The 21265-nt window shown below is 39.8% G+C and carries 23 protein-coding genes; 17 read left to right on the top strand and 6 right to left on the bottom strand.

Annotated elements, in window-relative coordinates:
• Positions 1–26: 26 nt before the first annotated feature.
• Genes BCM40_RS14465 through BCM40_RS14450 form a run of 4 tightly spaced genes read left to right on the top strand, consistent with a single transcriptional unit; the run spans position 27 to position 4107 of the window.
• Positions 27–1553 (top strand): phytoene desaturase family protein, encoded by a 1527-nt coding sequence (locus BCM40_RS14465; protein WP_065525265.1) that lies wholly within the window; start codon positions 27–29, stop codon positions 1551–1553.
• The gene (locus tag BCM40_RS14460) at positions 1550–3007 is read left to right on the top strand and encodes a phytoene desaturase family protein (protein WP_065525266.1); all 1458 of its coding nucleotides are present in this window, start codon (positions 1550–1552) and stop codon (positions 3005–3007) included. Before BCM40_RS14465 ends, BCM40_RS14460 begins: the two co-directional genes overlap by 4 nt.
• On the top strand, positions 3007–3837 hold the full coding sequence (locus BCM40_RS14455; protein WP_083394537.1) for a phytoene/squalene synthase family protein: 831 nt from the start codon (positions 3007–3009) through the stop codon (positions 3835–3837). Before BCM40_RS14460 ends, BCM40_RS14455 begins: the two co-directional genes overlap by 1 nt.
• Before the next feature lie 36 nt (positions 3838–3873).
• Positions 3874–4107 (top strand): DUF1059 domain-containing protein, encoded by a 234-nt coding sequence (locus BCM40_RS14450; RefSeq protein ID WP_065525268.1) that lies wholly within the window; start codon positions 3874–3876, stop codon positions 4105–4107.
• Between the two features lie 59 nt (positions 4108–4166).
• Here the strand turns inward: BCM40_RS14450 and BCM40_RS14445 are convergent, their stop codons facing one another.
• The 4 genes from BCM40_RS14445 to BCM40_RS14430 are packed head-to-tail and all read right to left on the bottom strand — an operon-like array spanning position 4167 to position 8168.
• Positions 4167–5648, bottom strand: coding sequence for a phytoene desaturase family protein (locus tag BCM40_RS14445; protein ID WP_065525269.1), 1482 nt, complete (start codon positions 5646–5648; stop codon positions 4167–4169).
• Positions 5645–6745, bottom strand: coding sequence for a glycosyltransferase family 2 protein (locus BCM40_RS14440; RefSeq protein ID WP_065525270.1), 1101 nt, complete (start codon positions 6743–6745; stop codon positions 5645–5647). The genes BCM40_RS14445 and BCM40_RS14440 overlap by 4 nt, the downstream gene beginning before the upstream one ends.
• 2 nt (positions 6746–6747) lie before the next feature.
• Positions 6748–7422: a lysophospholipid acyltransferase family protein gene (locus BCM40_RS14435; RefSeq protein ID WP_065525271.1), complete on the bottom strand. Its 675-nt coding sequence runs from the start codon at positions 7420–7422 to the stop codon at positions 6748–6750.
• Entirely contained in the window at positions 7419–8168 is a 750-nt protein-coding gene (locus BCM40_RS14430) for a carotenoid biosynthesis protein (RefSeq protein ID WP_065525272.1), read from the bottom strand. The genes BCM40_RS14435 and BCM40_RS14430 overlap by 4 nt, the downstream gene beginning before the upstream one ends.
• 379 nt (positions 8169–8547) lie before the next feature.
• Between BCM40_RS14430 and BCM40_RS14425 the strand changes: the two genes are divergently transcribed.
• The 13 genes from BCM40_RS14425 (at position 8548) to BCM40_RS14365 (ending at position 18989) form a co-directional block, all read left to right on the top strand.
• Positions 8548–9390 (top strand): MurR/RpiR family transcriptional regulator, encoded by an 843-nt coding sequence (locus BCM40_RS14425; protein WP_065525273.1) that lies wholly within the window; start codon positions 8548–8550, stop codon positions 9388–9390.
• A 73-nt stretch (positions 9391–9463) separates the two neighbouring features.
• Positions 9464–10303 (top strand): transporter substrate-binding domain-containing protein, encoded by an 840-nt coding sequence (locus tag BCM40_RS14420; RefSeq protein ID WP_065525274.1) that lies wholly within the window; start codon positions 9464–9466, stop codon positions 10301–10303.
• Between the two features lie 28 nt (positions 10304–10331).
• Entirely contained in the window at positions 10332–11000 is a 669-nt protein-coding gene (locus BCM40_RS14415) for an amino acid ABC transporter permease (RefSeq protein ID WP_065525275.1), read from the top strand.
• A gap of 12 nt (positions 11001–11012) precedes the next feature.
• Positions 11013–11735: an amino acid ABC transporter ATP-binding protein gene (locus BCM40_RS14410; RefSeq protein WP_065525276.1), complete on the top strand. Its 723-nt coding sequence runs from the start codon at positions 11013–11015 to the stop codon at positions 11733–11735.
• A gap of 146 nt (positions 11736–11881) precedes the next feature.
• Positions 11882–12280 (top strand): CBS domain-containing protein, encoded by a 399-nt coding sequence (locus BCM40_RS14405; RefSeq protein ID WP_065525277.1) that lies wholly within the window; start codon positions 11882–11884, stop codon positions 12278–12280.
• Positions 12281–12475: 195 nt separating this feature from the next.
• Positions 12476–13012, top strand: coding sequence for a TetR/AcrR family transcriptional regulator (locus tag BCM40_RS14400; RefSeq protein ID WP_065525278.1), 537 nt, complete (start codon positions 12476–12478; stop codon positions 13010–13012).
• A 246-nt stretch (positions 13013–13258) separates the two neighbouring features.
• Positions 13259–14152 carry a beta-keto acid cleavage family enzyme gene (locus BCM40_RS14395; protein ID WP_065525279.1) on the top strand — a complete coding sequence of 298 codons (894 nt, stop codon included), beginning with the start codon at positions 13259–13261 and terminating at the stop codon, positions 14150–14152.
• Positions 14152–15114 (top strand): 3-hydroxyacyl-CoA dehydrogenase NAD-binding domain-containing protein, encoded by a 963-nt coding sequence (locus BCM40_RS14390; RefSeq protein ID WP_065525280.1) that lies wholly within the window; start codon positions 14152–14154, stop codon positions 15112–15114. The genes BCM40_RS14395 and BCM40_RS14390 overlap by 1 nt, the downstream gene beginning before the upstream one ends.
• 40 nt (positions 15115–15154) lie before the next feature.
• Positions 15155–15622, top strand: a complete 468-nt coding sequence (locus tag BCM40_RS14385) for a thioesterase family protein (protein WP_065525281.1) — start codon at positions 15155–15157, stop codon at positions 15620–15622.
• Between the two features lie 32 nt (positions 15623–15654).
• Positions 15655–16848: a quaternary amine ABC transporter ATP-binding protein gene (locus BCM40_RS14380; protein WP_065525282.1), complete on the top strand. Its 1194-nt coding sequence runs from the start codon at positions 15655–15657 to the stop codon at positions 16846–16848.
• Positions 16845–17675, top strand: coding sequence for an ABC transporter permease (locus BCM40_RS14375; protein WP_065525283.1), 831 nt, complete (start codon positions 16845–16847; stop codon positions 17673–17675). Before BCM40_RS14380 ends, BCM40_RS14375 begins: the two co-directional genes overlap by 4 nt.
• Positions 17676–17696: 21 nt before the next feature.
• Positions 17697–18569: a glycine betaine ABC transporter substrate-binding protein gene (locus BCM40_RS14370; RefSeq protein WP_065525284.1), complete on the top strand. Its 873-nt coding sequence runs from the start codon at positions 17697–17699 to the stop codon at positions 18567–18569.
• Positions 18570–18668: 99 nt separating this feature from the next.
• Positions 18669–18989: a cupin domain-containing protein gene (locus BCM40_RS14365; protein WP_065525285.1), complete on the top strand. Its 321-nt coding sequence runs from the start codon at positions 18669–18671 to the stop codon at positions 18987–18989.
• Positions 18990–19772: 783 nt separating this feature from the next.
• Here the strand turns inward: BCM40_RS14365 and BCM40_RS14360 are convergent.
• Complete coding sequence (locus BCM40_RS14360) at positions 19773–20489, bottom strand: DUF6904 family protein (RefSeq protein ID WP_065525286.1); 717 nt, start codon at positions 20487–20489, stop codon at positions 19773–19775.
• Between the two features lie 13 nt (positions 20490–20502).
• The gene (gene rluF / locus BCM40_RS14355; protein WP_065525287.1) at positions 20503–21210 is read right to left on the bottom strand and encodes a 23S rRNA pseudouridine(2604) synthase RluF; all 708 of its coding nucleotides are present in this window, start codon (positions 21208–21210) and stop codon (positions 20503–20505) included.
• Positions 21211–21265 lie beyond the last annotated feature (55 nt).

Raw genomic sequence — 21265 nt, 5'->3', positions numbered from 1 at the left:
GGATATTTGAAATGGAGGCATCTGTTATGTCAGAGAGAATGATTGTGATAGGCGCAGGCCCAGGGGGACTGGCCGCAGCTATGTTATTGGCAAGTAGAGGATATAAAGTAGATGTCTATGAGAAGCAACCGTGGATAGGTGGCCGAAATGCAGAGCTGCGTCTTGGTGATTTTACGTTTGATACGGGTCCCACTTTCTTGAGTATGCTGCATTTAGTAGAAGAATTGTTTGAAGTAACAGGTCGTAACTTAAAAGATTATATGAATGCTGTTGAACTAGATCCAATGTATGAATTAGTTTTTGAAGATGAAAACTTGATAATGACACGAAATAACCAAGAAATGAAAAAGCAAATTAATGAAAAATTCAAAGGCGATGGAGACGGTTATGAACGTTTTATGAAAGAAACGGCCAAGAAGTTAGAAGCCTTATCGCCGATGTTGCAATCAAAGATGGATAGCTATTTTGATATGGTCCATCCTAAAGTTTTAAAAGCGTTGCCAGAACTTGAAATAAACAAAACGCTTTATGATGTTTTATCTCGATATTTTAAAGATGAGCGATTAAAAATGGCCTTTGCCTTTCAATCCAAGTATTTAGGGATGTCTCCATGGGAGTGTCCGGGTGCATTTTCTATTCTTTCTTATATGGAGCACGCTTACGGCATTTTCCATCCTATTGGCGGGGTAAATCAACTATCGCATGCGATGGCGAAAGTAGTAGAAGAGTTAGGTGGCAAAATCCATACTAGCACAGGTGTAAAAAAACTATGGATCGAAAATCGTAAAGTCAAAGGAGTAGACTTAGAAAACGGCAAGCGTGAAAAAGCAGATCAAGTCATTATTAACGGTGACTTTGCGCACGTTATGAATAATTTGGTCGAACCGGGAATTTTAAAAAAATACACACCAGAGAAATTGGCGAAGAAAAAATACTCGTGCTCTACGTTTATGCTCTACTTAGGACTGGATAAAAAATACGATCTTTCTCACCATACGATTATATTTGCTAAAGATTATAAAAAAAATGTAGAAGAAATGACGAAATCGCGTATCCTCTCTGCAGACCCTTCAATTTATGTGCAAAATGCAAGTGTGACAGATCCGACTTTAGCCCCTGAAGGAAAATCGGCATTGTATATTTTAGCGCCAGTTCCAAATAATTTTAGTGACATCGGTTGGGAAAACGAACAACAAGCCTTCCGTGAATTGGTATTAGATACGATTGAAGAAAAATCGGAATTCAAAAATCTTCGCGATCATATAGAAGTTGAAAAAATGTTAACACCGATGGGCTGGCAAGAAGATTATTCAGTTTATCAAGGAGCGACATTTAACTTAGGACATCAATTAACACAAATGATGGTCTTCCGTCCTCACAATAAATTTGAAGAACTGAGCAATTGTTGGTTAGTCGGTGGTGGCACACACCCAGGAAGTGGATTACCGACAATCTTAGAATCGGCACGTATTACAACTAACGGTATACTTGAGCAACATGGTAAAAAAGGAATTCCAATCTTACCGCTTCCAGCAATGGAGGGATTTGCATGAAAATCGCGATGATTGGTGGCGGCGTTGGTGGCATGATGGGTGCTTTGTATTTAACCAATATGGGATTTGACGTCACTATTTTTGAAAAAGAAGATAAATTGGGTGGCCGTTTAACGTTTGTTGAGCGGGATGGCTTTAAAATTGATCAAGGCCCTACTATTGTATTGCTACCTGAAATGTTCCAAGACCTTTTACAACAAGCAGGAGTTCCAGAAGAGGATACCGAATTGTTATTATGTGATCCACTTTACTCAATTCGCTTTCCAGATGGAGTAGTCTACACAAAATATCCAGACATTGATCGGCAGTTAGAGGAAATCGAAAATGTTTTTCCATCTGAAAAAGAAGGGTTTCTTCGATTTATTTCAGAAGGACGTGAGCGTTTTAAAATCGGCAAATCTTCATTTTTAGAGCATTCATTTGTAAATAAAGCCGATTTTTTCACAGCAGGAAACATAAGAAAATTGATGAAATTAAAACCTCAACAATCTGTTAACAAACTTATGTCGAACTATTTCCGCGATGAGCGACTACAGCTAGCTTATTCCTTGCAGTCTTTGTATATCGGTGGAGATCCTTTCCGCGCTCCAGCCATGTATGCGCTTGTTCCTTTTAGTGAACATGAACACGGTGTGTACTACCTAAAAGGTGGATACGGCAGCTTAATTCCGGTGTTAGAAAAAGCACTTCGATCACGTACTAACGTAACGATTAAAACGAGTAGCCCGGTTAAAAAAATCGTGACTGAAAACCAAAAAGCTACCGGAGTTGAAACAGCATCCGGCTTTGAAGCTTTCGATGCGGTTGTCTATAACGGCGACTTTCCAGGCATTGAAAAAGTGTTGCCTGAACAGAAAAAGAAAAGTTACACAGCATCTTCTGGATGCGTATTATTGTATTTTGGATTGAATAAAGTATATGAAGAAGGCAATGTCCACCAATTTTTCATCGGTGACAGTTACATCGACCACATGGATGATGTGTTTGTGAAAAAGCAGAAGACTGAAAATCCTGCAATTTACACGTTTCATCCATCAAAAATAGATGATTCACTAGCGCCAGAAGGCAAAGGCGTACTGTATGTATTGGTTCCGGTACCTTCCGGAACAGATATTGATTGGGCAAATGAGAAAGAATGGATTGATCGAATTATCGATCGTATAGAAAGTTTAGCCTTCCCGAATTTCCGTGAAGCAGTTGAATGGATGGAAGTTCGTACACCTTCTGAAGCAGAAGCTTTTGGTTTGTTTAAAGGAGGCAGTTTCGGAATTGGTCCAACTTTGTTCCAATCAGGCGTTTTCCGACCGCAAGTTAAACCGTTTAAAACAGATCGCTTGTATGCAGTAGGTGCTTCAGTACATCCAGGAGGAGGCATTCCTATTGTGATGCAAGGCGCAAAGTTGCTAGCTGAACAAATCCAAGGCGATTTTGCAAAGGAAAGGAGCAATGCATAATGAATTTAAAAGATGCTTATATTTCCTGTGAAAAAGTCATTGCTATGCATTCGAAAAGTTTCTATAAAGCTTTTTCATTATTGCCGAAAGAAAAAAGAAAAGCAGTTTGGGCCGTATATGCTTTCTGTCGCACAGTAGACGATATTGTCGATGAAGGAACAAATTCGACTGAAGAGCTTGCACAATTTAAACAAGACTTTCAAAGGTTTTTGACAGGCATTTATGATGACGGAAATCCTATGTGGGTAGCACTTGCAGACGTATTTGACAATTACGAAATGGATGTTGAGGCGTTCTCGGGTTTGATTACAGGGCAGGAAATGGACTTGACCATTAACCGCTACAGAACAATGGATGAATTGCTGCACTATAGTTATTACGTAGCTAGTACAGTAGGGTTGATGTTATTGCCAATTTTAGCACCGGGAAAAACAGTGATTTTAAAAGAAGGTGCTATTTCGCTTGGCTATGCCATGCAAATCACCAATATACTTCGTGATATTGGTGAAGATTTGGAAATGGGAAGAATCTATTTACCAGAAGAAATTATGAAGAAATACGAATTGCATGAAGACGAATTACGTGCCGGAATTATTAGTCCCCAGTTTATTGCGGTTTGGGAAGATTTGGCTGAAAAAGCCGAGTGTCATTATAAAAAGGCTTTTGAAACCATTCATGAATATCCACTATCTTCACGCGTACCAGTTAAAGGAGCAGCCCTCGTTTACCGTGAGATTTTAGCAACAATCAGATCAAAAGAATACAACGTGTTCCGTGAAAAACACTTTGTGCCCGACGAATCAAAACAAGCCATATTAGCTTGCTTATAACAAGAAGAGCGTTTAAAGCGAGAGGAGTGCACAATAATGAAGACCATGACCTGTAAACAACTAGCAGGTGCCTGCGATCAACCATTTAGTGCGAATTCTTTTGAGGAAATAGCGAAAAAAAGTCAACAACATGGAAAAGAGATGTTTCAGCAAGGAGATCAAGCTCATTTAGATGCGATGAATAATATGGGCAAGTTCACATCGGAAGAAATGAAAATATGGCTTGAACAGAAAAAAGAAGAATTCGATTCCTTGCCTGAAGACAATTGAAAAAGACACTTAAACACGGAGGGAACCCGCGTTTAAGTGTCTTTTTGTCGTCTATCCAATTATTTTGGCTGAGCCATGTGGATAATCTTCTTCGCAACATTCAATCCGCTTAAAACAACCATCGGTGACCCACCCCCAGGGTGCGTACTGCCCCCAACAAAATAAAGGTTTTGAATATCGCGACTTGCATTTGGTGGGCGCAAAAAAGCATCTTTTTTTCGGTTAGAAGATGGGCCATATAAAGCTCCTCGGAACGACCCAAATTTTTCGCGAATAAAAGCAGGTGTGAAAATTCTTTCTTCTGCTAAGTGGCTTCGGATATCAACGCCGTAGCTAAACAAAAAATCGTAAATACGTTCTTTATACAACTCAGGATTGATTTGAAGATGCCCTTCTTTAGTTAAGGCCGGGGCATTGACTAAGATAAACAAATTGTCTCCATCGGGTGAAATAGCTGGATCTGTATAAGAGGAATTGCTGATGTAAACGGTTGGTTCATCGCTATATGCAGCAGTCTCGAATAAATCGGTAAATTCTTTTTTATAATCTGATGAGAAAAAAACATTGTGATGTTTTAGCATATCGAGTTTTTTCGTTAAGCCTGCGGTAATCACAAACGCTGATATCGAAGGTTCAAACGCCGCTATCTTTTTATCAGATAAAGACGGACGCACGTCTTCTGCGACTAAGTCAGGAAAAACCGATAACAAATCTCCATTTAAAATTACTTTGTCAGCTGAGATAGAGGTCCCATCTTGGAGTTCGATGCCCGTCGCTTGACCCTTGTCTGTAATAATTTTAGTAACGGCTGTATTTAAATGCAGTTTAGCCCCAGCTTTTTTTGCAACGGCAGCAAAAGCTTCAGCAATTTTTGTGTTTCCGCCTTTTGTATAGTAAACGCCTTCGACCAACTCTAAATAAGCAATCATGGAAAATGTAGCCGGTGCTTGGTAAGGGGACGAGCCGATGTATGTCGCATACCGGTCAAAGGCTTGAACCAAGAAAGGGTTCGTAAAATAACGCTGGAAAAAGTGATGCATAGATTCTACAGGACGTACTTGGAAAAGTGCGAAACCAAGTGATGGTGACAAGTAATCGCGCCACGATTGAAACGTTACTGGGAAGAAATAACGTTCGGATAGTTTATGCAAACGGCTAATTTCATTGATGAAAGTAGGGTAATTCATTGCCGCTTGGGCATCGATTGTTTGAAGCTGAGAAATCATCTGCTGCTGATTGTTTGTAAAGTCAAAAAAACTACCGTTGGGAAAGTGATTGCGAGTATGCGCTTTTAATGGGATAAAATCTAAATAGTCTTGTGGGTTTTCTCCTGTTTGCGAAATAATGTTGGTGAAAACTTTCGGCATTGTAATGGTATTTGGGCCAAAATCAAAATGATAATTTCCAAGTTGCACAGGCATCAGTTTCCCACCAAAATGATCGTTTTTTTCAAATAGTTCTACGTCAAACCCTGCATGGGCAAGCGTCACCGCAGAAGCCAATCCACCCAGTCCACCGCCAACGATGACAATTTTTTTCATGAATAATGTCTTCCTTTCCATGAGTAAGCTTGTTTTTTTAAAGACTTGCGCATAGATTGTGTGAGTACAGCAAGCATTGCTAAAGCTTGCAGTGGTATGAGAAACGCCAAGTACCAACGTTGGTTGGTCACCATATCAATGTACCACCGCTGAGCTACTGTTAACGCATATGGAACCGCCCATAAATAAAATCCATTCCATATGCCATAGATTGCGAGAAACGGGGGAAGGATATAGAAAATAAAGTAAAAGAGAATGAGGAAAAAAGCCATGACAGGAGAGCGGCCAATTCCGGCGTAACTATTTTTCAAAAATCCTTCCCACACTTCTGCGTTAGTATCGTACATACGACATTTTACGGACATTGTAATGTGTGCCAATACGACTTTATAACCGTGCTCCTTTATTTTCCTGGCGATATGAACATCTTCAACTAATGAATTGTAAACTGCTGCATGTCCCCCAATCTTTCGGTAACTTGATGATTCAAACATCATCCACATTCCATTAGCGGCAGTGGCTGCTTTAAATTTGGTGTGATTAGCTAGAAAAACGGGGAGATGAAACAATACTACAAAATGCAACATGGGAACCAGCAATTTGCTAAGAAAAGGTGATACATCAAAAGCAGGGAATCCGGTTAACAATTGCGCTCGTTTTCGTTGAAGCAACACCAGTGATTGCTCGATAGCTTTTGGACGAAAACGAACGTCTGCATCTACAAACAATAAATACTCTCCAGAAGCTTCCTGTTGTAATTGGTGGCAAGCGTGAACTTTTCCGACCCAATCTTCAGGGAGTTTTTGGCCCATAATAATTTTGAAGCGGGAGTCTCCTGCAATTTCTTGAGTAAGTGCCTGTTGAGTCCCATCTGTTGACTGGTCGTTTAAGATGATAAATTCCAACTGACGATACGTAGAGTTTTTTAAGGATTTTATAAGTGTAGCCACATTGCGTTCTTCATTTCTCATAGGGACCAAGACAGAAACAAAAGGTTCACAAGTAAGCTTTGGCTGCTTTGGCAAGGAAGGTAGGAATAGTCGATTAATAATAATCCAGGCTAAAAAAAATACGTGGATTCCGATATAAAGAATCATGATCAACTTCTCCTTTTTCCGAGAGACTGAAACGCTTCGCTATTTTCACTAATGACTGCACTTTTTAAGTGGTCAAGTTGTTCTGTACAAAGTTGTTGAAGGTATAAGGTTTTCTCTTTTCTTGTTAACTGAGCAATTTCTTCGTTTGAAATCACCGCATGCTGACGAACCCAAAGTTCAGGTTTTTGTTGGTGTCCAAAAGAATAGTAGAAACTCATTGGCACTACAGAAACTTCAGGGCACTTCTCCATTAAATAAGCGGCACCTGATTGAAAAGTGAGCGGCCTCTTTTCAAGGTGAAATTCATCGCCTTGCGGAAAAAGAATAACGGATTTTCCTTGCTTTAATAAAGCTTCAGCATATTGAAGTGAAGTCAGAATTTCTTTTGGTTTCTCACGATTAATAGAGAATGCGCCAAGATAGCGGAAATAAGAATATTTCTTAAGTCCTTTTTCATGCATCATCATATGAATATCGTGATGCCAAATCGTCCGATTTAAGTAAAAGAACACCAAACCGTCCCACCAAGAGCTATGATTGGCGATAAATAATACGGGCTTTTGAGGAATTGCTTTTACTCCTTGACCAAGTAAACGACTAAAAGAAAATCGAATAAGTGGCGTTAAATACAAGTTGAAGCCGGTTTCAAACAAAGCAGATTTAGTGGCTTTGATCATACTGGTCGCCTCTTCCAAGCCACTAAAACGATCAAAGTGGTTAATCCAGTAGTTAAGAAAGCGGCTAATAATAAACCACCGATAGATCCGAGCATAACAAACATAGCAATCATTAATACATATAAAAGCACCATACGCTTTTCAGGCTGTTCGGCAGCAATAACCAAAGATTTTTTTTTCATTAGGAAGTCGATTACAACGTGTAGAACAAAGGCCACTACGAACCAGCCAAAAAAGTTCGTCCAAGGAATATCATAATAAAGACCAGTATCTTCCCAAATCCAATATTGTTTGACTTGATAGGCTACTGGGTCAATGATCAAATCTATAATTACAGCACCAATCCCTCCAACCACAGCGTAGAAAAAACCGCCGGCTGGAATTATCCAACGTGCCACGACGTGTGTGGTAGCCATAACCATTAACCAAGCAAATCCAATTGCGATAGGCACGCCAAATATATTTGGGGCAAAATGCTCTGTGTAATCGTAAGAGCCAAATAAGAAACCGCTATCCGAACCTGCCCATTCAACTATAAAAGTAGAGAAGAAGATAAAAGCGCTCAGAACAGATCCACTAAGCACATCAAAGCGATTAAGAAAATATAGAAAGCCAAGAGTGCCAGCCAAAATTAAAAAAAATGCATTTGCCCATTCCAACCATGAAGGTAAAAGGTCAAATCCGAGAAGGATAATTCCACAAATATACCAAAAAATAAACAGCTTAAATATCCGGTTTTCCCACACGCCAAACAACCCCTCAATAAATTACTTATACAAAGATTATATAGGAACTGGAGAAGAATATAAAAACAAGTGATGCAGGACAGAGGCGTGCTTTAGTTTCTGGGTTTAAATTGGATAAAAAAGGGGATAGTGTTTTAGGGAAATGGTTGATGTGATGTTGCAAAACAGCTTCGAAAAAATAATTATCACGCTTTATTCGTACTTTATTTGTATTTAGATTAATGCCTAAAACCCTTTAAGAACGGCTATTTATACATATTTATAAATAATCTGTAAAAATAGTTTCTATAGAATTTTCTGTAAACTATTGCAGGTTTTCCTGCACAATAGTATACTTTGAAGAGTAAATGAGTGTGTTCTTCAAGTGGAGGCGTTAAATATGCAGGAATTACTGCGGAGTGTATCTAATTCTTATACAGAATTTAGTTCGGGCCAGAAAAAGGTTAGCGATTTGTTTTTTAAAGAACCTATTTTTTTAGCGTTCTCTACTGCTCTTGAAGTAGGCAAGCGAGTAAATGTCAGTGAATCTACAGTGATTCGGTGGACACAAAAACTTGGATACAAGGGATATGCAGAATTTCAACAAGTCGTGCAGCGAAAGTTAGCAGAAGAACGATTGGAAAAGGCAGAGCAGAAAATTCCAGAGCCTGTCGCCGATCAGTCTTTTTTAGAGAATTTACTAGATGCGGATATTTTGAGTATTGTGAAACTGAAAAAATCGATAAATGAAGAAAAACTTTTGGAAGTTGTCGATAAAATTAGTCAAGCAGATCAAATTTACGTTACTGGAAACTTCTTTGATTATGGTATCGCTCATTGGTTCGCCAATTGGTTAAATCTTGTGCTGGGCCATACGGAAACTATGTATCCTTCAACGGGAGAGTACTACACGCAACTTGCCAAATTGGGAAAAGGGGATTTAGTAATTGCCTTTGTTTTTCCCCGGTACACCAAGCTTGCTATTGATACGCTGAGGAGTGCTAAAGCCCAAGGCGCAGAAGTTGTCGTATTAACGGACTCTAAGGAATCGCCAGCGCTTACTTATGCAGACTATTCGCTAACCGTATCTGTAAACTCGAATTTGAATATCGATTCATACACATCTGTTCATGCGCTTTTAACTTCGATTATGCGTTTTGTTTATGTTAAAGAACATGCTAAGGTAAATGACAATTTGTCAAAAGTAGAAGCAGTCTACAAAGATCGAGAGCTTTTTATGTAAGAAATTTTGATACTAGGAATTTCCGAAACGCTTTCGCGGTTTGGTCAATTATAAACGAAAAGGGGAGAACAAAATGAAAAAGAAATTATCATTTTTAAGCGTCATTTTTTCTGCAGGAATGTTATTGGCAGCTTGTGGAGGAGACGACTCATCTAGTTCGGAGGAAGGTTCAAACACAGATGGTGGAAACAGTGATTTGAATTTAGTTGAAGAAGGAAAATTCACGACGGCTTCAAGTGGTCTTTATAAGCCATTCAACTTTACAGAAGGTGGCGACTTAACAGGATTTGATATTGATATTAGTAACGCACTTTCAGAAGAAATGGGTCTTGAACCAAATCCGGTCACTACGCCTTGGGAAACAATTATTCAAGGGTTAACGACAAATCGTTTTGATGCGATTATCGGATCGATGGCCATTACAGAAGAACGTGAAAAACAGATTTCATTCTCTGATCCATACTATTATTCAGGTGGGGTAATTTTCACGAAAGCTGGAAATACAGAAATCACATCTGAAGCAGACCTAGAAGGCGCAAAAATTGGCGTTGTTGGTCAAAGCACGTACGATACAGCAGCACAAAAATATACAGACGATATTCAGTACTATAATAGTGACGTTGTTGCGTTGCAGGATTTAGCAATTGAAGGTCGTTTAGACGCAGTTATTACTGCCGATGTAGTAGGCTTTGAAGCACAAAATGCTGGACTTGAAATCGAAATGGTTGGCGATCCATTATGGATTGAACAAGCAGCTGTTGCTATTAACAAAGACGATGAAGAACTTTTAGCTGCAGTAAACGAAGCATTAGCAGCAATTATCGAAAACGGCACGTATGATGAAATTTCGAATAAATGGTTTGGCCGTAACCTCCTTGATGTAGATCTTGAAGGAGTCGAAATCCTCAAGTAATCAATTAGGATAAGGAGGAATGGTGTGTATGTTAGAGTTATTTTCAACAGTCTATGAAGTATTCATGCGGACCTATCCAGGATTCCTAAGAGCTACCGTTGTTACTCTTCAATTAACTGCAATCGGTGTTATTCTAGGTACTGTAATTGGTTTAATTTTCGCATTGATGAAAATCTCGGGTTCAAAAATTTTGGAAGGAATTGCGAACCTGTATATTACAGTTATCCGTGGGACACCACTCATCGTTCAAATTATGTTCTTGTATTTTGGGATTGTGGAAATTTATACAATGGACAATTTCTGGGCTGGTGCAATTGCTCTAGGTATCCATAATGGTGCATATATTGCGGAAATTTTCCGTGGTGCGATTCAAGGCGTTGACCCTGGTCAACGTGAGGCAAGTATGTCACTTGGTATGAACCGGAAACAAACGATGCAACGTATTGTTTTCCCGCAGGCATTACGTCGCTCAATTCCGCCACTTGGCAACCAGTTTATCATTACATTAAAAGATTCATCTCTTGTTTATATTATTGGGGTATCGGAAATTTTTGCGCTCGCGAACCGTGAGGCAGCACAGTCTTTCCAACCTTTTGAATCTTTCTTAGTTGTTGCATTGTATTACTTGGTGCTTGTAATGATCTTTACGTATCTATTGCGTTGGTATGAAAATAAACTCGATGTCGATAAAGCCTAAGGAGGAACTAACATGATTATTGGAGAAAACATTCATAAATCCTTTGGTGACCTCGAGGTGCTGAAAGGCGTAGACCTTCATGTAAAGCCTCAAGAAGTGGTTGTTCTAGTTGGAGTCAGTGGCTCTGGTAAAAGTACACTTCTCAGATGCTTTAACTTTCTTGAAATGATCAATGAAGGAAAAATCATCATTGATGGTCATACGGTAAATCCGAAAAAAGATAATTTAACAAACATTCGTGCCGAAGTCGGTATGGTGTTCCAACATTTCAACTTATTTCCTCATAAGACGGTATTGGAAAACGTAATCGAAGCACCAATTACCGTTAAAAAGATGAAAAAGGAAAAAGCAAAAGCTTTAGGAATGGAATTATTGAAAAAAGTAGGTTTGGAAGATAAAGCAAATGTCTATCCAAGCAAGCTGTCAGGCGGACAAAAACAGCGCGTCGCTATTGCAAGGTCTCTTGCAATGGAGCCAAAGGTTATGTTATTCGATGAGCCAACTTCGGCATTGGATCCAGAATTAGTTGGTGAGGTACTTCAAGTTATGAAGCAACTAGCCGAAGAAGGTATGACGATGGTAGTCGTTACCCATGAAATGAAATTTGCGAAAGAAGTGGCAGATCGCATAATTATGATTGATAAAGGGACGATTATTGAATCAGCAGATCCAAAAACGTTTTTCGAAAATCCGCAAAACGAACGCACAAAACAATTTATTCAATTGGTGGAATAATCGAGCTAAAAATGGGTTAATAATCCTAATTGAGAAGGAAGGAGTCAGTTCATTAGAACTGACTCCTTCCTTCTTTTAGGAATTGACGTTTGCTCTCCTTTAAAACGGTTAAGGTATAGTATGAGATAACATGGGGAGGCAAGAAGATGAGAATTGAAGAAATCATGACAACAGATATCGAAACGTGTATGCCCGAATCAACACTTCAAGAAGTTGCCTCAATGATGCGTGAAATAAACGTTGGTGCTATTCCTATTTGTGAAAAAGGTCGTTTAGTTGGCATCGTTACAGATCGAGATATCGTCGTTCGTGGCTTAGCCGAACAATTACCGAGTGATACGGCCATTGCAGAAATTTTATCGGAAGAAGTCATTACAGGTACAACTGAGTTAAGCGCTGAGCAGGCAGCGGAATTGATGACTACACACAAAATTCGCCGACTGCCCATTGTTGAAAACGATCGCATCATCGGAATTGTTTCTTGGTGTGATTTGGCCACAACTCCTGACTCGATAACCCCTTACGAGGAAGAAACTAATGAGTAGAAACTCTAAGTTAGAGTAATCCTAGTTTTGAAAAGCTGATTCTTCGTAGAATCAGCTTTTTTGTTTAGTTTATTTGCAGGTTATTGTCAGTAGCAAAAGACAGCCGTTTTATAAATAGATAAGCTAAAAGGAATTTGAAAAAAAACCGTCCACGAAGTATAGTAAAGTAAAATTCACTCAGTAAAGGAGATGCTTATGGCTAGAGCAACTAGGAAAATTGAAATTCTTCATGCGGCATCGAAAGTTGTTAGTGAGCGTGGTATTTTTAATCTGACATTAGAGGCAGTCGCAATCGAGGCAGGTGTTAGTAAAGGTGGGTTGCTTTATCATTTTCCATCTAAAGAGGCGTTGGTAAAAGGAATGGTGGAACATCTAGCTGGGAATTATCGAGAAAAAATTTCTGCTTCTGTAGAAGAATCAACTCAAGAGCACGGAAAGTGGATTAGTGCATACGCAGATGTAACATTTAACAATACTTATCCTAACAAAGAAATGCATGCAGGCTTACTAGCTGCAAAAGCTGTGAATTCTGATTTGCTGGATCCGATTCGAGATCTTTATAACGAATGGCAAGCTGCCATAGAAGATGATGGAATTGATCCAGTCAAAGCAACAATTATTCGTTTGGCAGCAGATGGAATTTGGTTATCAGAGCTTTTTGACATCCATCACTTAGACGAACATAAGAAAAAAGAAATTTATATAAAAATGAAAAAATGGATAAATGAGTAAACTGGAATCGTGTCATTAAACAAAATGATGCGATTTTTTTATTTTTTTTAATAACTCTCTCAACCCAGTGAGCGTCTACGTTAGCGAGGTATATACGCCGAATATTCTGGTCATTTGTACAGGAAATCGCCTTGAAGGAGAACCGTCTGGATGGTACAGTTTAAAGTATAGAAAAACAAGTTAATTGTTTATATGGAATAAAAAGTAAATTAAAAAATAAATGTCTAAAAATACAGGAGAGGTTACATGACACAAAAAGTTTTATTGACAGCAGCGGTAACGGGAGCTGGAGATACCGTTGGCAAGAACAAATATGTTCCTGTCACGCCAAAAGAAATTGCAGATTCAGCAATCGAGTCGGCAAAAGCGGGCGCAACGGTTGCGCATGTTCATGCTCGTGATCCTAAAACAGGTGGCATTAGCCATAATTTAGATCATTACAAAGAAATCATTGAACGCATTCGTGAAGCTGAAACCGATGTAATTATTAACATTACTTCAGGTGGGGGAGGAGACTTTATCCCTAACCTCGCCAATCCATCAACTGGTGGAGAAGGAACAGATATGCAGACGCCTAAAGAAAGACACGAACCGGTTGGCAGTTTGCTTCCGGAAATGTGTACGCTAGACTGCGGGAGTGTCAACTTTGGCGATATGGTTTACATGAGTCCGACAGAATGGTTACGTGAACAAGCAAAGTTGATACAAGAAAGTGGCGTAAAACCTGAACTAGAATGTTTTGATACAGGACATCTGCGTTTTGCAAAGCAATTGATTGCTGAAGGTTTGATCGATGGAGATCCAATGTTCCAATTTTGTCTAGGTATCCCGTGGGGAGCTGAAGCAGATGAAGAAACAATGCTGTATATGAAAAACCGTCTCCCAGAAAATGCTCATTGGTCCGCTTTCGGTATTGGCCGGATGCAAATGCCGATTTTGGAAATGGCTGCGCAACACGGTGGAAATGTTCGTGTCGGGCTTGAAGACAATTTGTATTTAGGCAAAGGCGTCTTTGCACGTAATGAACAACTTGTAGATCAAGCAGTGAAAAAATTACACACAGCGAATGTAGAAGTGATGACACCTCAGGAAGCGCGTATTCATTTTAATTTGCGAAACCCATACGGAGGTGAAAAATAATGAGCGAGCATTTATCTTCGTTTAACAAAGTAGCTGTAATTGGAACGGGCGTAATCGGAAACGGCTGGATAGCACGCTTTCTAGCTCAAGGTTTAGATGTGGTTGCGTTTGACCCTGCAGAAGGTGCGCAAGAGCGGACACAAAAAGCTTTAGATCAAGCATGGCCGTCTTTAGAAAAAATCGGATTGGCTAAAGGAGCAAACCGGAACCGATTAACCTTTATGCCAACGATTGAAGAAGCTGTTTACGAAGCTGATTTAATCCAAGAAAACGTGCCTGAACGAGAAGACTTGAAAAAATCTGTACTAGCAACCATTGATACATATGCGAAAGTGGATGCAATAATTGGTTCAAGTACTTCAGGGATTATGCCAAGCGTTTTGCAAGCTGGATTAAAGCATCCTGAAAGGTTGGTTGTTGCTCATCCATTTAACCCGGTGTATATCTTGCCGCTTGTTGAACTAGTTGCGGGCAATGAGACGGATACGAATGTGATAAATCGTGCTAAAGAATTTTACGCAAGTGTCGGGATGAAACCTTTAATCATCCAAAAAGAAATTGAAGGTCACTTAGCCGACCGTTTGATGGAAGCGTTATGGCGCGAAGCATTACATCTTGTAAATGATGGAGTTGCGACTACAGAAGAAGTCGATGCTGCGATCGTTTATGGAGCCGGTCTTCGTTGGGCTCAAATGGGTCCATTTCTTACCTTCCACCTTGCGGGTGGCGAAAAAGGGATGCGCCATATGCTCGAACAATTTGGGCCAGCATTAAAATTACCTTGGACTAAGCTTGAAGCGCCTGAACTAACAGAAGAATTGAAAGAGAAAGTAATCATAGGTTGTGAAAGTCATGCCAACGACACGACAATTGCAGAGTTAGAAAATAAGCGCAATGCGTTCTTGGTTGAGTTACTGGATTTGGTCGAATCGTACTGGCCAGAAACGACAGCAGCTAAGTAACTAACGGTTGTGAAAACAATGTAGAAAGGAGCTGAGTTGTGTGGGGGAATCATCTTTTCGATACGAAGAAAAGGTTCAAAGTGATTGGGTTGATTATAATGGCCACATGAACGATGCGGCCTATGCAAAGGTATTCAGCCAAGCAACAGATCATTTTATCGATTTTTTAGGATTAACTGAAGATGCTCGGCATCAGCTCGACTACACCATCTTTACTCTTGAAACACATTTATGTTATTTGAAAGAAGTACACGAACAGGACAACTTGGCGATTGAGGTAAGGTTGTTAGATAGTGACGCAAAAAGATTGCATACCTTTCTTTCAATGACCAACTCAGCTGGTGAGCTAGTCGCCACAAGTGAGCAAATGTGGATGGGAATGGATTCTGCACAAGGAAAACCAGCACCATTTCCAGAAAAAATAGCTACACAAGTAGAGATACTTGCACAAAAACAAAAAGAGTTGCCGATACCAAAACAAGCAGGTAGAAAAATCGGCTTTCGTTGATTATCTGTAACAAACTAATGAGGAGCATGTCGATGAATAAGATTGAAGTGAATAACTTAACAAAAATTTTCGGCTCTAATCCCCAACAAGGGTTGAAAAGGCTTTTGAACGGTGATCAAAAAGAAGATATATTAGCTGAAACTGGCATGACAGTAGGCGTTAACCAAGCTTCTTTTTCAGTAGAAGCCGGCGAATTTTTTGTTATTATGGGATTATCAGGAAGTGGTAAATCAACATTAATCCGTTTAGTAAACAGGTTAATCGAGCCAACTTCAGGTGAAGTACTGATTGATGGCCAAAACATTGTTGAAATGGGTAAAAACGATTTAATTGAAACTAGACGAAAAAAACTAGGCATGGTGTTTCAACAGTTTGGGTTATTTCCGCATCGTACCGTTTTACAGAATGTTGCGTACGGTCTTGAGATCCAAGGGGTCAAAAAAGAAGAGCGGAATAAGCGCGCCCAGAAGTCGATAGAAGATGTTGGTTTACAAGGATATGAACAAAGCTATCCAAAAGAGTTGAGTGGCGGAATGCAGCAACGTGTTGGATTAGCGCGAGCACTAGCTAATGATTCAGATATTCTTTTAATGGATGAGGCATTTAGTGCGCTCGATCCATTGATCCGTAAAGAAATGCAAGATGAATTATTAAATTTACAGAACAAACTGGGAAAAACGATTTTGTTTATTACACATGATTTGGATGAGGCACTGAAATTAGGTGACCGTATTGCCATAATGAAAAATGGTGAAATTGTTCAAGTAGGGACAGCTGATGAAATATTGGAAAACCCTGCAAATGAATATGTTTCGAACTTTGTTAAAGATGTTGACCGCTCAAAAGTGCTTATGGCTTCTCATGTTATGAAAAAGCCAGCAGTTCATATGATGGATAAGAGTGGTGCGTTAGCTGCTGTTCGCAAGATGGAAGATGCAGGAGCTTCAAGTATCTTTGTAGTAGACAAAGAAAACAACTTCAAAGGATTACTAACAATTGATAATGCCATCAATGCTTATAAAAAAGAGCTGGCAATTGAAACGGTATTAATAGAAGATATTCATGAGATTTCTCCAGATACCCCTTTAAATGACCTCTTTGGTGTGGCTGTCGAAGCGAAATATCCACTGGCAGTAATTGAGAACGGAAAATTACTTGGAATTGTCTCACGGGTTTCAATTCTTTCTGGCTTAGTATTAGGGAAAGAAGAGGTGACGACTCCATGAATTATTTCACATTACCCATTGAAGAATGGACAAATCGATTTGTAGATGATTGGCTTTTACCGGTCACAGGTGATTTTTTTGACAGCATCAGTGATAGCCTTCGAACATTTGTGGACGGAGTAACCAATTTATTGCTTGTCACGCCCCCTGAAGTACTGGTCCTAATTCTTGTATTGATTGCTTGGAAGTTTTCCGGCAAGGGTCTAGCTTTATTTGCATTATTAGGTAGCTTGTATTTAGGTTCTGTTGAATTGTGGGAAGCAGCAATGCAAACAGTAGCGATTGTTATTGTTTCTACACTAATATCAGTCATTATTGGTATTCCAGTGGGGATATTAGCAGCAACCAATAAAACGATGGCTAGCATTGTCCGACCAGTTTTAGACTTTATGCAAACATTGCCAAGTTTTGTTTATTTAATACCAGCGATTTTATTATTCGGACTTGGGAATGTTCCTGCAGTTATCGCGACTTTTGTGTTTGCTACGCCACCAGCTGTACGTATGACAACACTTGGAATTCTCCAAGTTCCGGCGGACGTTGTAGAAGCATCAAAAGCTTTCGGATCCACAAAATGGCAGTTGCTTTATAAAGTTCAATTGCCACTGGCTATGCCTTCTATTATGGCTGGTATTAATCAAACCATGATGCTTGCCTTATCAATGGCAGTTATCGCATCGATGATTGGAGCTCCAGGACTGGGCTCAGTAGTTCTTGAAGGTATTTCTACCGTAAACGTTGGCCTTGGTCTAACAGGCGGTTTAGGTATTGTAGTATTAGCGATTGTAATGGATCGAATCACTCAAGGGTTGGTTCGAAATAAATAAAAAATAAAGGGGAAATAAATGATGAAAAAATTATTATTTTTAGCAATGATTGCATTGCTTACAACAATTTTAGTAGCTTGTGGTTCTGATAACGAAGAGGCAGCAGGAGAGGCTGAAGGTGCTGAACAAAAAACAATCACTTTCGGTGTGACACCATGGACGAGTACAGTACCCCCAACAAAAGTTGCTGGTTTGATCTTAAAAGACATGGGTTATGAAGTAGTTGAAACAAGTGCAGATGCAGGCAGTGTTTACACAGGATTGTCTCGGGGGGATCTAGATGTATTCATGGATGCTTGGGTACCAATGCACCAAACCTACCTTGATAAGTATGAAGATAACATTTCAAGTGTTTCCGTAAGCTACCCAGACGGAGAAACAGGCTGGACAGTTCCGGCTTATATGGAAGATATTAATACACTTGAAGATTTAAAAGGCCGTGAAGATGATTTTGGTAACAAATTTTACGGAATTGAAGCAGGAGCAGGCGCTACACTTGAAAGTAACGAAATTCTTGAAGCTTATGAATTTGATATGACACAAGTAAACTCTTCAGAGGGCGGTATGATGGCTCAAGCTCAAAAAATGATGGCAGATGAAGAACCCGTCATTTTCTATGGTTGGAGACCACATACAATGTTCAATAAGTTCGATTTAAAAGTATTGGCGAACGATAAAGGATTTTTCGAAACATCTTCTGTTGAAGTTATTACAAACAATGAATTAAAAGAAAGTGCACCAGAAGCTTATGAATTCTTAAGTAACTGGAATATCACTATTGACGATGTGGAAGAAATGATTGTGAAGATTGAAGAAGGTGGAGATCCTGAAGAAGTTGCACAAGAATGGATCGATAACAACCAAGACAAAGTAGATGAAATGTTAGGTAAATAAATAATGAAAAGCGCATGTTCCTTTGAACTTTCAAAGGAACATGCGCTTTTTTGTTGGTAGCGAGTACATAGTCTGTATAACAGATAATGAAGTGTTTGAATGGAATGGATTGAAACTCCTAATCTACTGGGTGAGAAAAGTAAACATGTTCAAAAAATATTAAGCTTTGAAAACACCAATGTAGTAAATATACAATTGCAAATTGGAGAAACTATTCCGGAGTATGACTCAGCAGCGGATACTCTCATTGTTGTGTGGAGTGGAAAGGTTTCTTTTAAAGTAGAAGGGAAAGTTGTTGAAGGGACTTCTGAAAATATTCTTCATATAAAGTCCAATGAAAGACATAGGTTGACGGCACTGGAACCAAGTGACTTAGTTGTTCTGCATATTATGGCATCAAAAAAGCTCACGCATTGTTAGCGTGAGCTTCAGCTTGTAGACAAAAAAATATTTACTCATTTCTTTGTATGCATATGGGATTCTCCACACCTAGTGGACGCTTTCCGCGGACTCCGCGCTGAGCCTCCTCGTCGCAAGCTCCTGCGGGGTCTCATCACTTCGTTTTTCCTCTGGAAAGTCAGTGACCGAAGGGAGTTCGGGCAGTGGCTTTGCGACGAAGCTAGCGCAGCGATGCAGGAGCATATCTTTGCCCTTCGCCACTAGGTGCTCCGAATCCTGGAGTGAGTAGGGAAAATGTTTTACCACGTTGTTTATACGGTGAAGCGCACTATAGAATCTCACTTTGTTTGCAGCAAGAAGCCTTCAACTGGGCTGGTCCACGAAGACTCCTGTGGGACAGCGAAAGCTGAAGACCCCGCAGGAATAGCATTGGCCGAAGCCTGCGAGGACAAGCTTTTGCGACGAAGCTAGCGCAGCGATGCAGGAGCATGGGTTTTCAGTGACGAGGAGGCTGAAGCTGAGCCCACGGAAAGCGAAGTGGCCAGCCCAGTTGGAGATTATGCATTACTATTCAGTTTAATAAGACTTTGTCTACAGTCTGAAGCTCACGCATTGTTAGCGTGAGCTTTTTTGATTTCTGTACTTATGCCCGTCGAATCTACATGGCAGCCTGCGCTTTTCTAGTCTAGTTGCAAGTGCCTAGCTCCTCGGGACATAAGGCAACCCAGCTGCGTGGCAAAGAGCGCCACACTGCTGTTCTGCCTTATGCCTGTCGGAGCTGAACAGGCACTTTCACTTTTCTGTTCACCACTCAAAGTTTTCCGGATATTCGGCTTTTATGGAAATTTCGTGTATCGGCTTTTTATGTGGAGAAGCCGCGGCGATTACTTGGTTGCGAAACGCTGTGTAATCTTGATCTTGTACTGCGATTTTCATTGCGATCGTTGATAGACTTTGTTCACGTTGCTTTTTAGTCATGCCGATGTATTTTAAGTTTAATAGGTCTACGTATTGGATAGCGTAATCGTTTACGGAGCCCGGTTGGTTAAAGGCTTGTAAGATAGCATCGAATTCCTCTTCTGGAACATGCCCTTGTAAACAATCAAGAACCAATGATTGAAAGCGAAGAATTGTAGGGATGTGCACGTCCCAAAACGGAAATTCTTTATCCTTTTGGTAGAAGTTCACGAAATCTTTTAAAGCGATTGCTGCATAAATTACTTCAGGCCACAACACTTCAGTAGAAAAGTAAATATTTTTATCAGGAGCAATTAATTCGTGCTGCTTCATTGTATGTTCGTGAAGACCATTAAACACAAAGTCTACATTACGGTCGCCTTGAGCGGCACACCGGATTTCATGGGAAATACTAAGGATTCTCATTCTCGATCCTTCATAGCCATAATACTGGTCTTCTTGCCCAATCATTTTATAAATGGCTAAGTTTAGCTCATCCAAATCAAAATAATCGCCGCTAATTTTAACCCCTGTATGGTTAGGTGTGCTTTTCATGGCTAACATATCAAATTCCCCCTTAGCGTTTTGGTGTGTAATTGAGTTGGTTGAACAGCTCTGTTCGTTCAGCATCTGTCAAATCGCGCCATTCACCAATAGGTAAATCTCCTAAGAAAATATTAATAATGCGGACTCTTTTTAAACTCCGAACCTCATAGCCAAGTGCTGAACACATGCGACGGATTTGTCGGTTTAAACCTTGACGTAAGGTTAGTTTAAAGGTGTAACTAGATAATTTTTCAGCTTTTGCTGGAAGTGTTTTCGTTCCAAGAATTTCAACACCTTGTTCCATTTTGGATAAAAAAGATTCAGTGATGGGCATGTCTACTTTAACGATGTATTCTTTCTCGTGTTCATTTTCAACACGTAAAATTTCGTTGACAATATCCCCGTCATTCGTCAATAGAATAAGCCCTTCTGAATCTTTATCCAAGCGGCCTATATGAAAAATACGTTCTGGGTGATTAACGAAATCGACAATATTTCCTTCAATATGCCGCTCTGTTGTGCTCGTGATGCCTACTGGTTTGTTTAACGCTAAGTAGACGTATTGCCGCTGCGGTTGTTCGATAATCTTGCCATCGACTTTTACTTCATCATTCGATTCTACTTTACTACCAAGTTCGGCTAATTTGCCGTTAATGGTCACTCGACCTGCTTCGATAAACTTATCAGCTCCGCGCCGAGAAGTAATTCCTGTCTCACTTAAAAACTTATTGATTCGCATAATAAATTCCTTTCAGTACCGTATTTCCTAGTCTCGCTCTCATTATACATGAACC

Source organism: Planococcus donghaensis, assembly GCF_001687665.2.
In the GTDB taxonomy this organism is placed as follows: Bacteria; Bacillota; Bacilli; order Bacillales_A; family Planococcaceae; genus Planococcus; species Planococcus donghaensis.
This window is presented reverse-complemented; position numbering and strand designations above follow the sequence as displayed.

Bases quoted from the DNA above. Each gene is read 5' to 3' on its own strand.
- BCM40_RS14460 (WP_065525266.1), top strand. From the start codon at position 1,550: ATGAAAATCGCGATGATTGGTGGCGGCGTTGGTGGCATGATGGGTGCT.
- BCM40_RS14455 (WP_083394537.1), top strand. From the start codon at position 3,007: ATGAATTTAAAAGATGCTTATATTTCCTGTGAAAAAGTCATTGCTATG.
- BCM40_RS14395 (WP_065525279.1), top strand. From the start codon at position 13,259: ATGACACAAAAAGTTTTATTGACAGCAGCGGTAACGGGAGCTGGAGAT.
- BCM40_RS14390 (WP_065525280.1), top strand. From the start codon at position 14,152: ATGAGCGAGCATTTATCTTCGTTTAACAAAGTAGCTGTAATTGGAACG.
- BCM40_RS14425 (WP_065525273.1), top strand. From the start codon at position 8,548: ATGCAGGAATTACTGCGGAGTGTATCTAATTCTTATACAGAATTTAGT.
- BCM40_RS14375 (WP_065525283.1), top strand. From the start codon at position 16,845: ATGAATTATTTCACATTACCCATTGAAGAATGGACAAATCGATTTGTA.
- BCM40_RS14380 (WP_065525282.1), top strand. From the start codon at position 15,655: ATGAATAAGATTGAAGTGAATAACTTAACAAAAATTTTCGGCTCTAAT.
- BCM40_RS14465 (WP_065525265.1), top strand. From the start codon at position 27: ATGTCAGAGAGAATGATTGTGATAGGCGCAGGCCCAGGGGGACTGGCC.
- BCM40_RS14440 (WP_065525270.1), bottom strand. From the start codon at position 6,745: ATGATTCTTTATATCGGAATCCACGTATTTTTTTTAGCCTGGATTATT.
- BCM40_RS14435 (WP_065525271.1), bottom strand. From the start codon at position 7,422: ATGATCAAAGCCACTAAATCTGCTTTGTTTGAAACCGGCTTCAACTTG.
- BCM40_RS14360 (WP_065525286.1), bottom strand. From the start codon at position 20,489: ATGTTAGCCATGAAAAGCACACCTAACCATACAGGGGTTAAAATTAGC.
- BCM40_RS14410 (WP_065525276.1), top strand. From the start codon at position 11,013: ATGATTATTGGAGAAAACATTCATAAATCCTTTGGTGACCTCGAGGTG.
- BCM40_RS14450 (WP_065525268.1), top strand. From the start codon at position 3,874: ATGAAGACCATGACCTGTAAACAACTAGCAGGTGCCTGCGATCAACCA.
- BCM40_RS14370 (WP_065525284.1), top strand. From the start codon at position 17,697: ATGAAAAAATTATTATTTTTAGCAATGATTGCATTGCTTACAACAATT.
- BCM40_RS14400 (WP_065525278.1), top strand. From the start codon at position 12,476: ATGGCTAGAGCAACTAGGAAAATTGAAATTCTTCATGCGGCATCGAAA.
- BCM40_RS14405 (WP_065525277.1), top strand. From the start codon at position 11,882: ATGAGAATTGAAGAAATCATGACAACAGATATCGAAACGTGTATGCCC.
- BCM40_RS14420 (WP_065525274.1), top strand. From the start codon at position 9,464: ATGAAAAAGAAATTATCATTTTTAAGCGTCATTTTTTCTGCAGGAATG.
- rluF (WP_065525287.1), bottom strand. From the start codon at position 21,210: ATGCGAATCAATAAGTTTTTAAGTGAGACAGGAATTACTTCTCGGCGC.
- BCM40_RS14445 (WP_065525269.1), bottom strand. From the start codon at position 5,648: ATGAAAAAAATTGTCATCGTTGGCGGTGGACTGGGTGGATTGGCTTCT.
- BCM40_RS14365 (WP_065525285.1), top strand. From the start codon at position 18,669: ATGGAATGGATTGAAACTCCTAATCTACTGGGTGAGAAAAGTAAACAT.
- BCM40_RS14415 (WP_065525275.1), top strand. From the start codon at position 10,332: ATGTTAGAGTTATTTTCAACAGTCTATGAAGTATTCATGCGGACCTAT.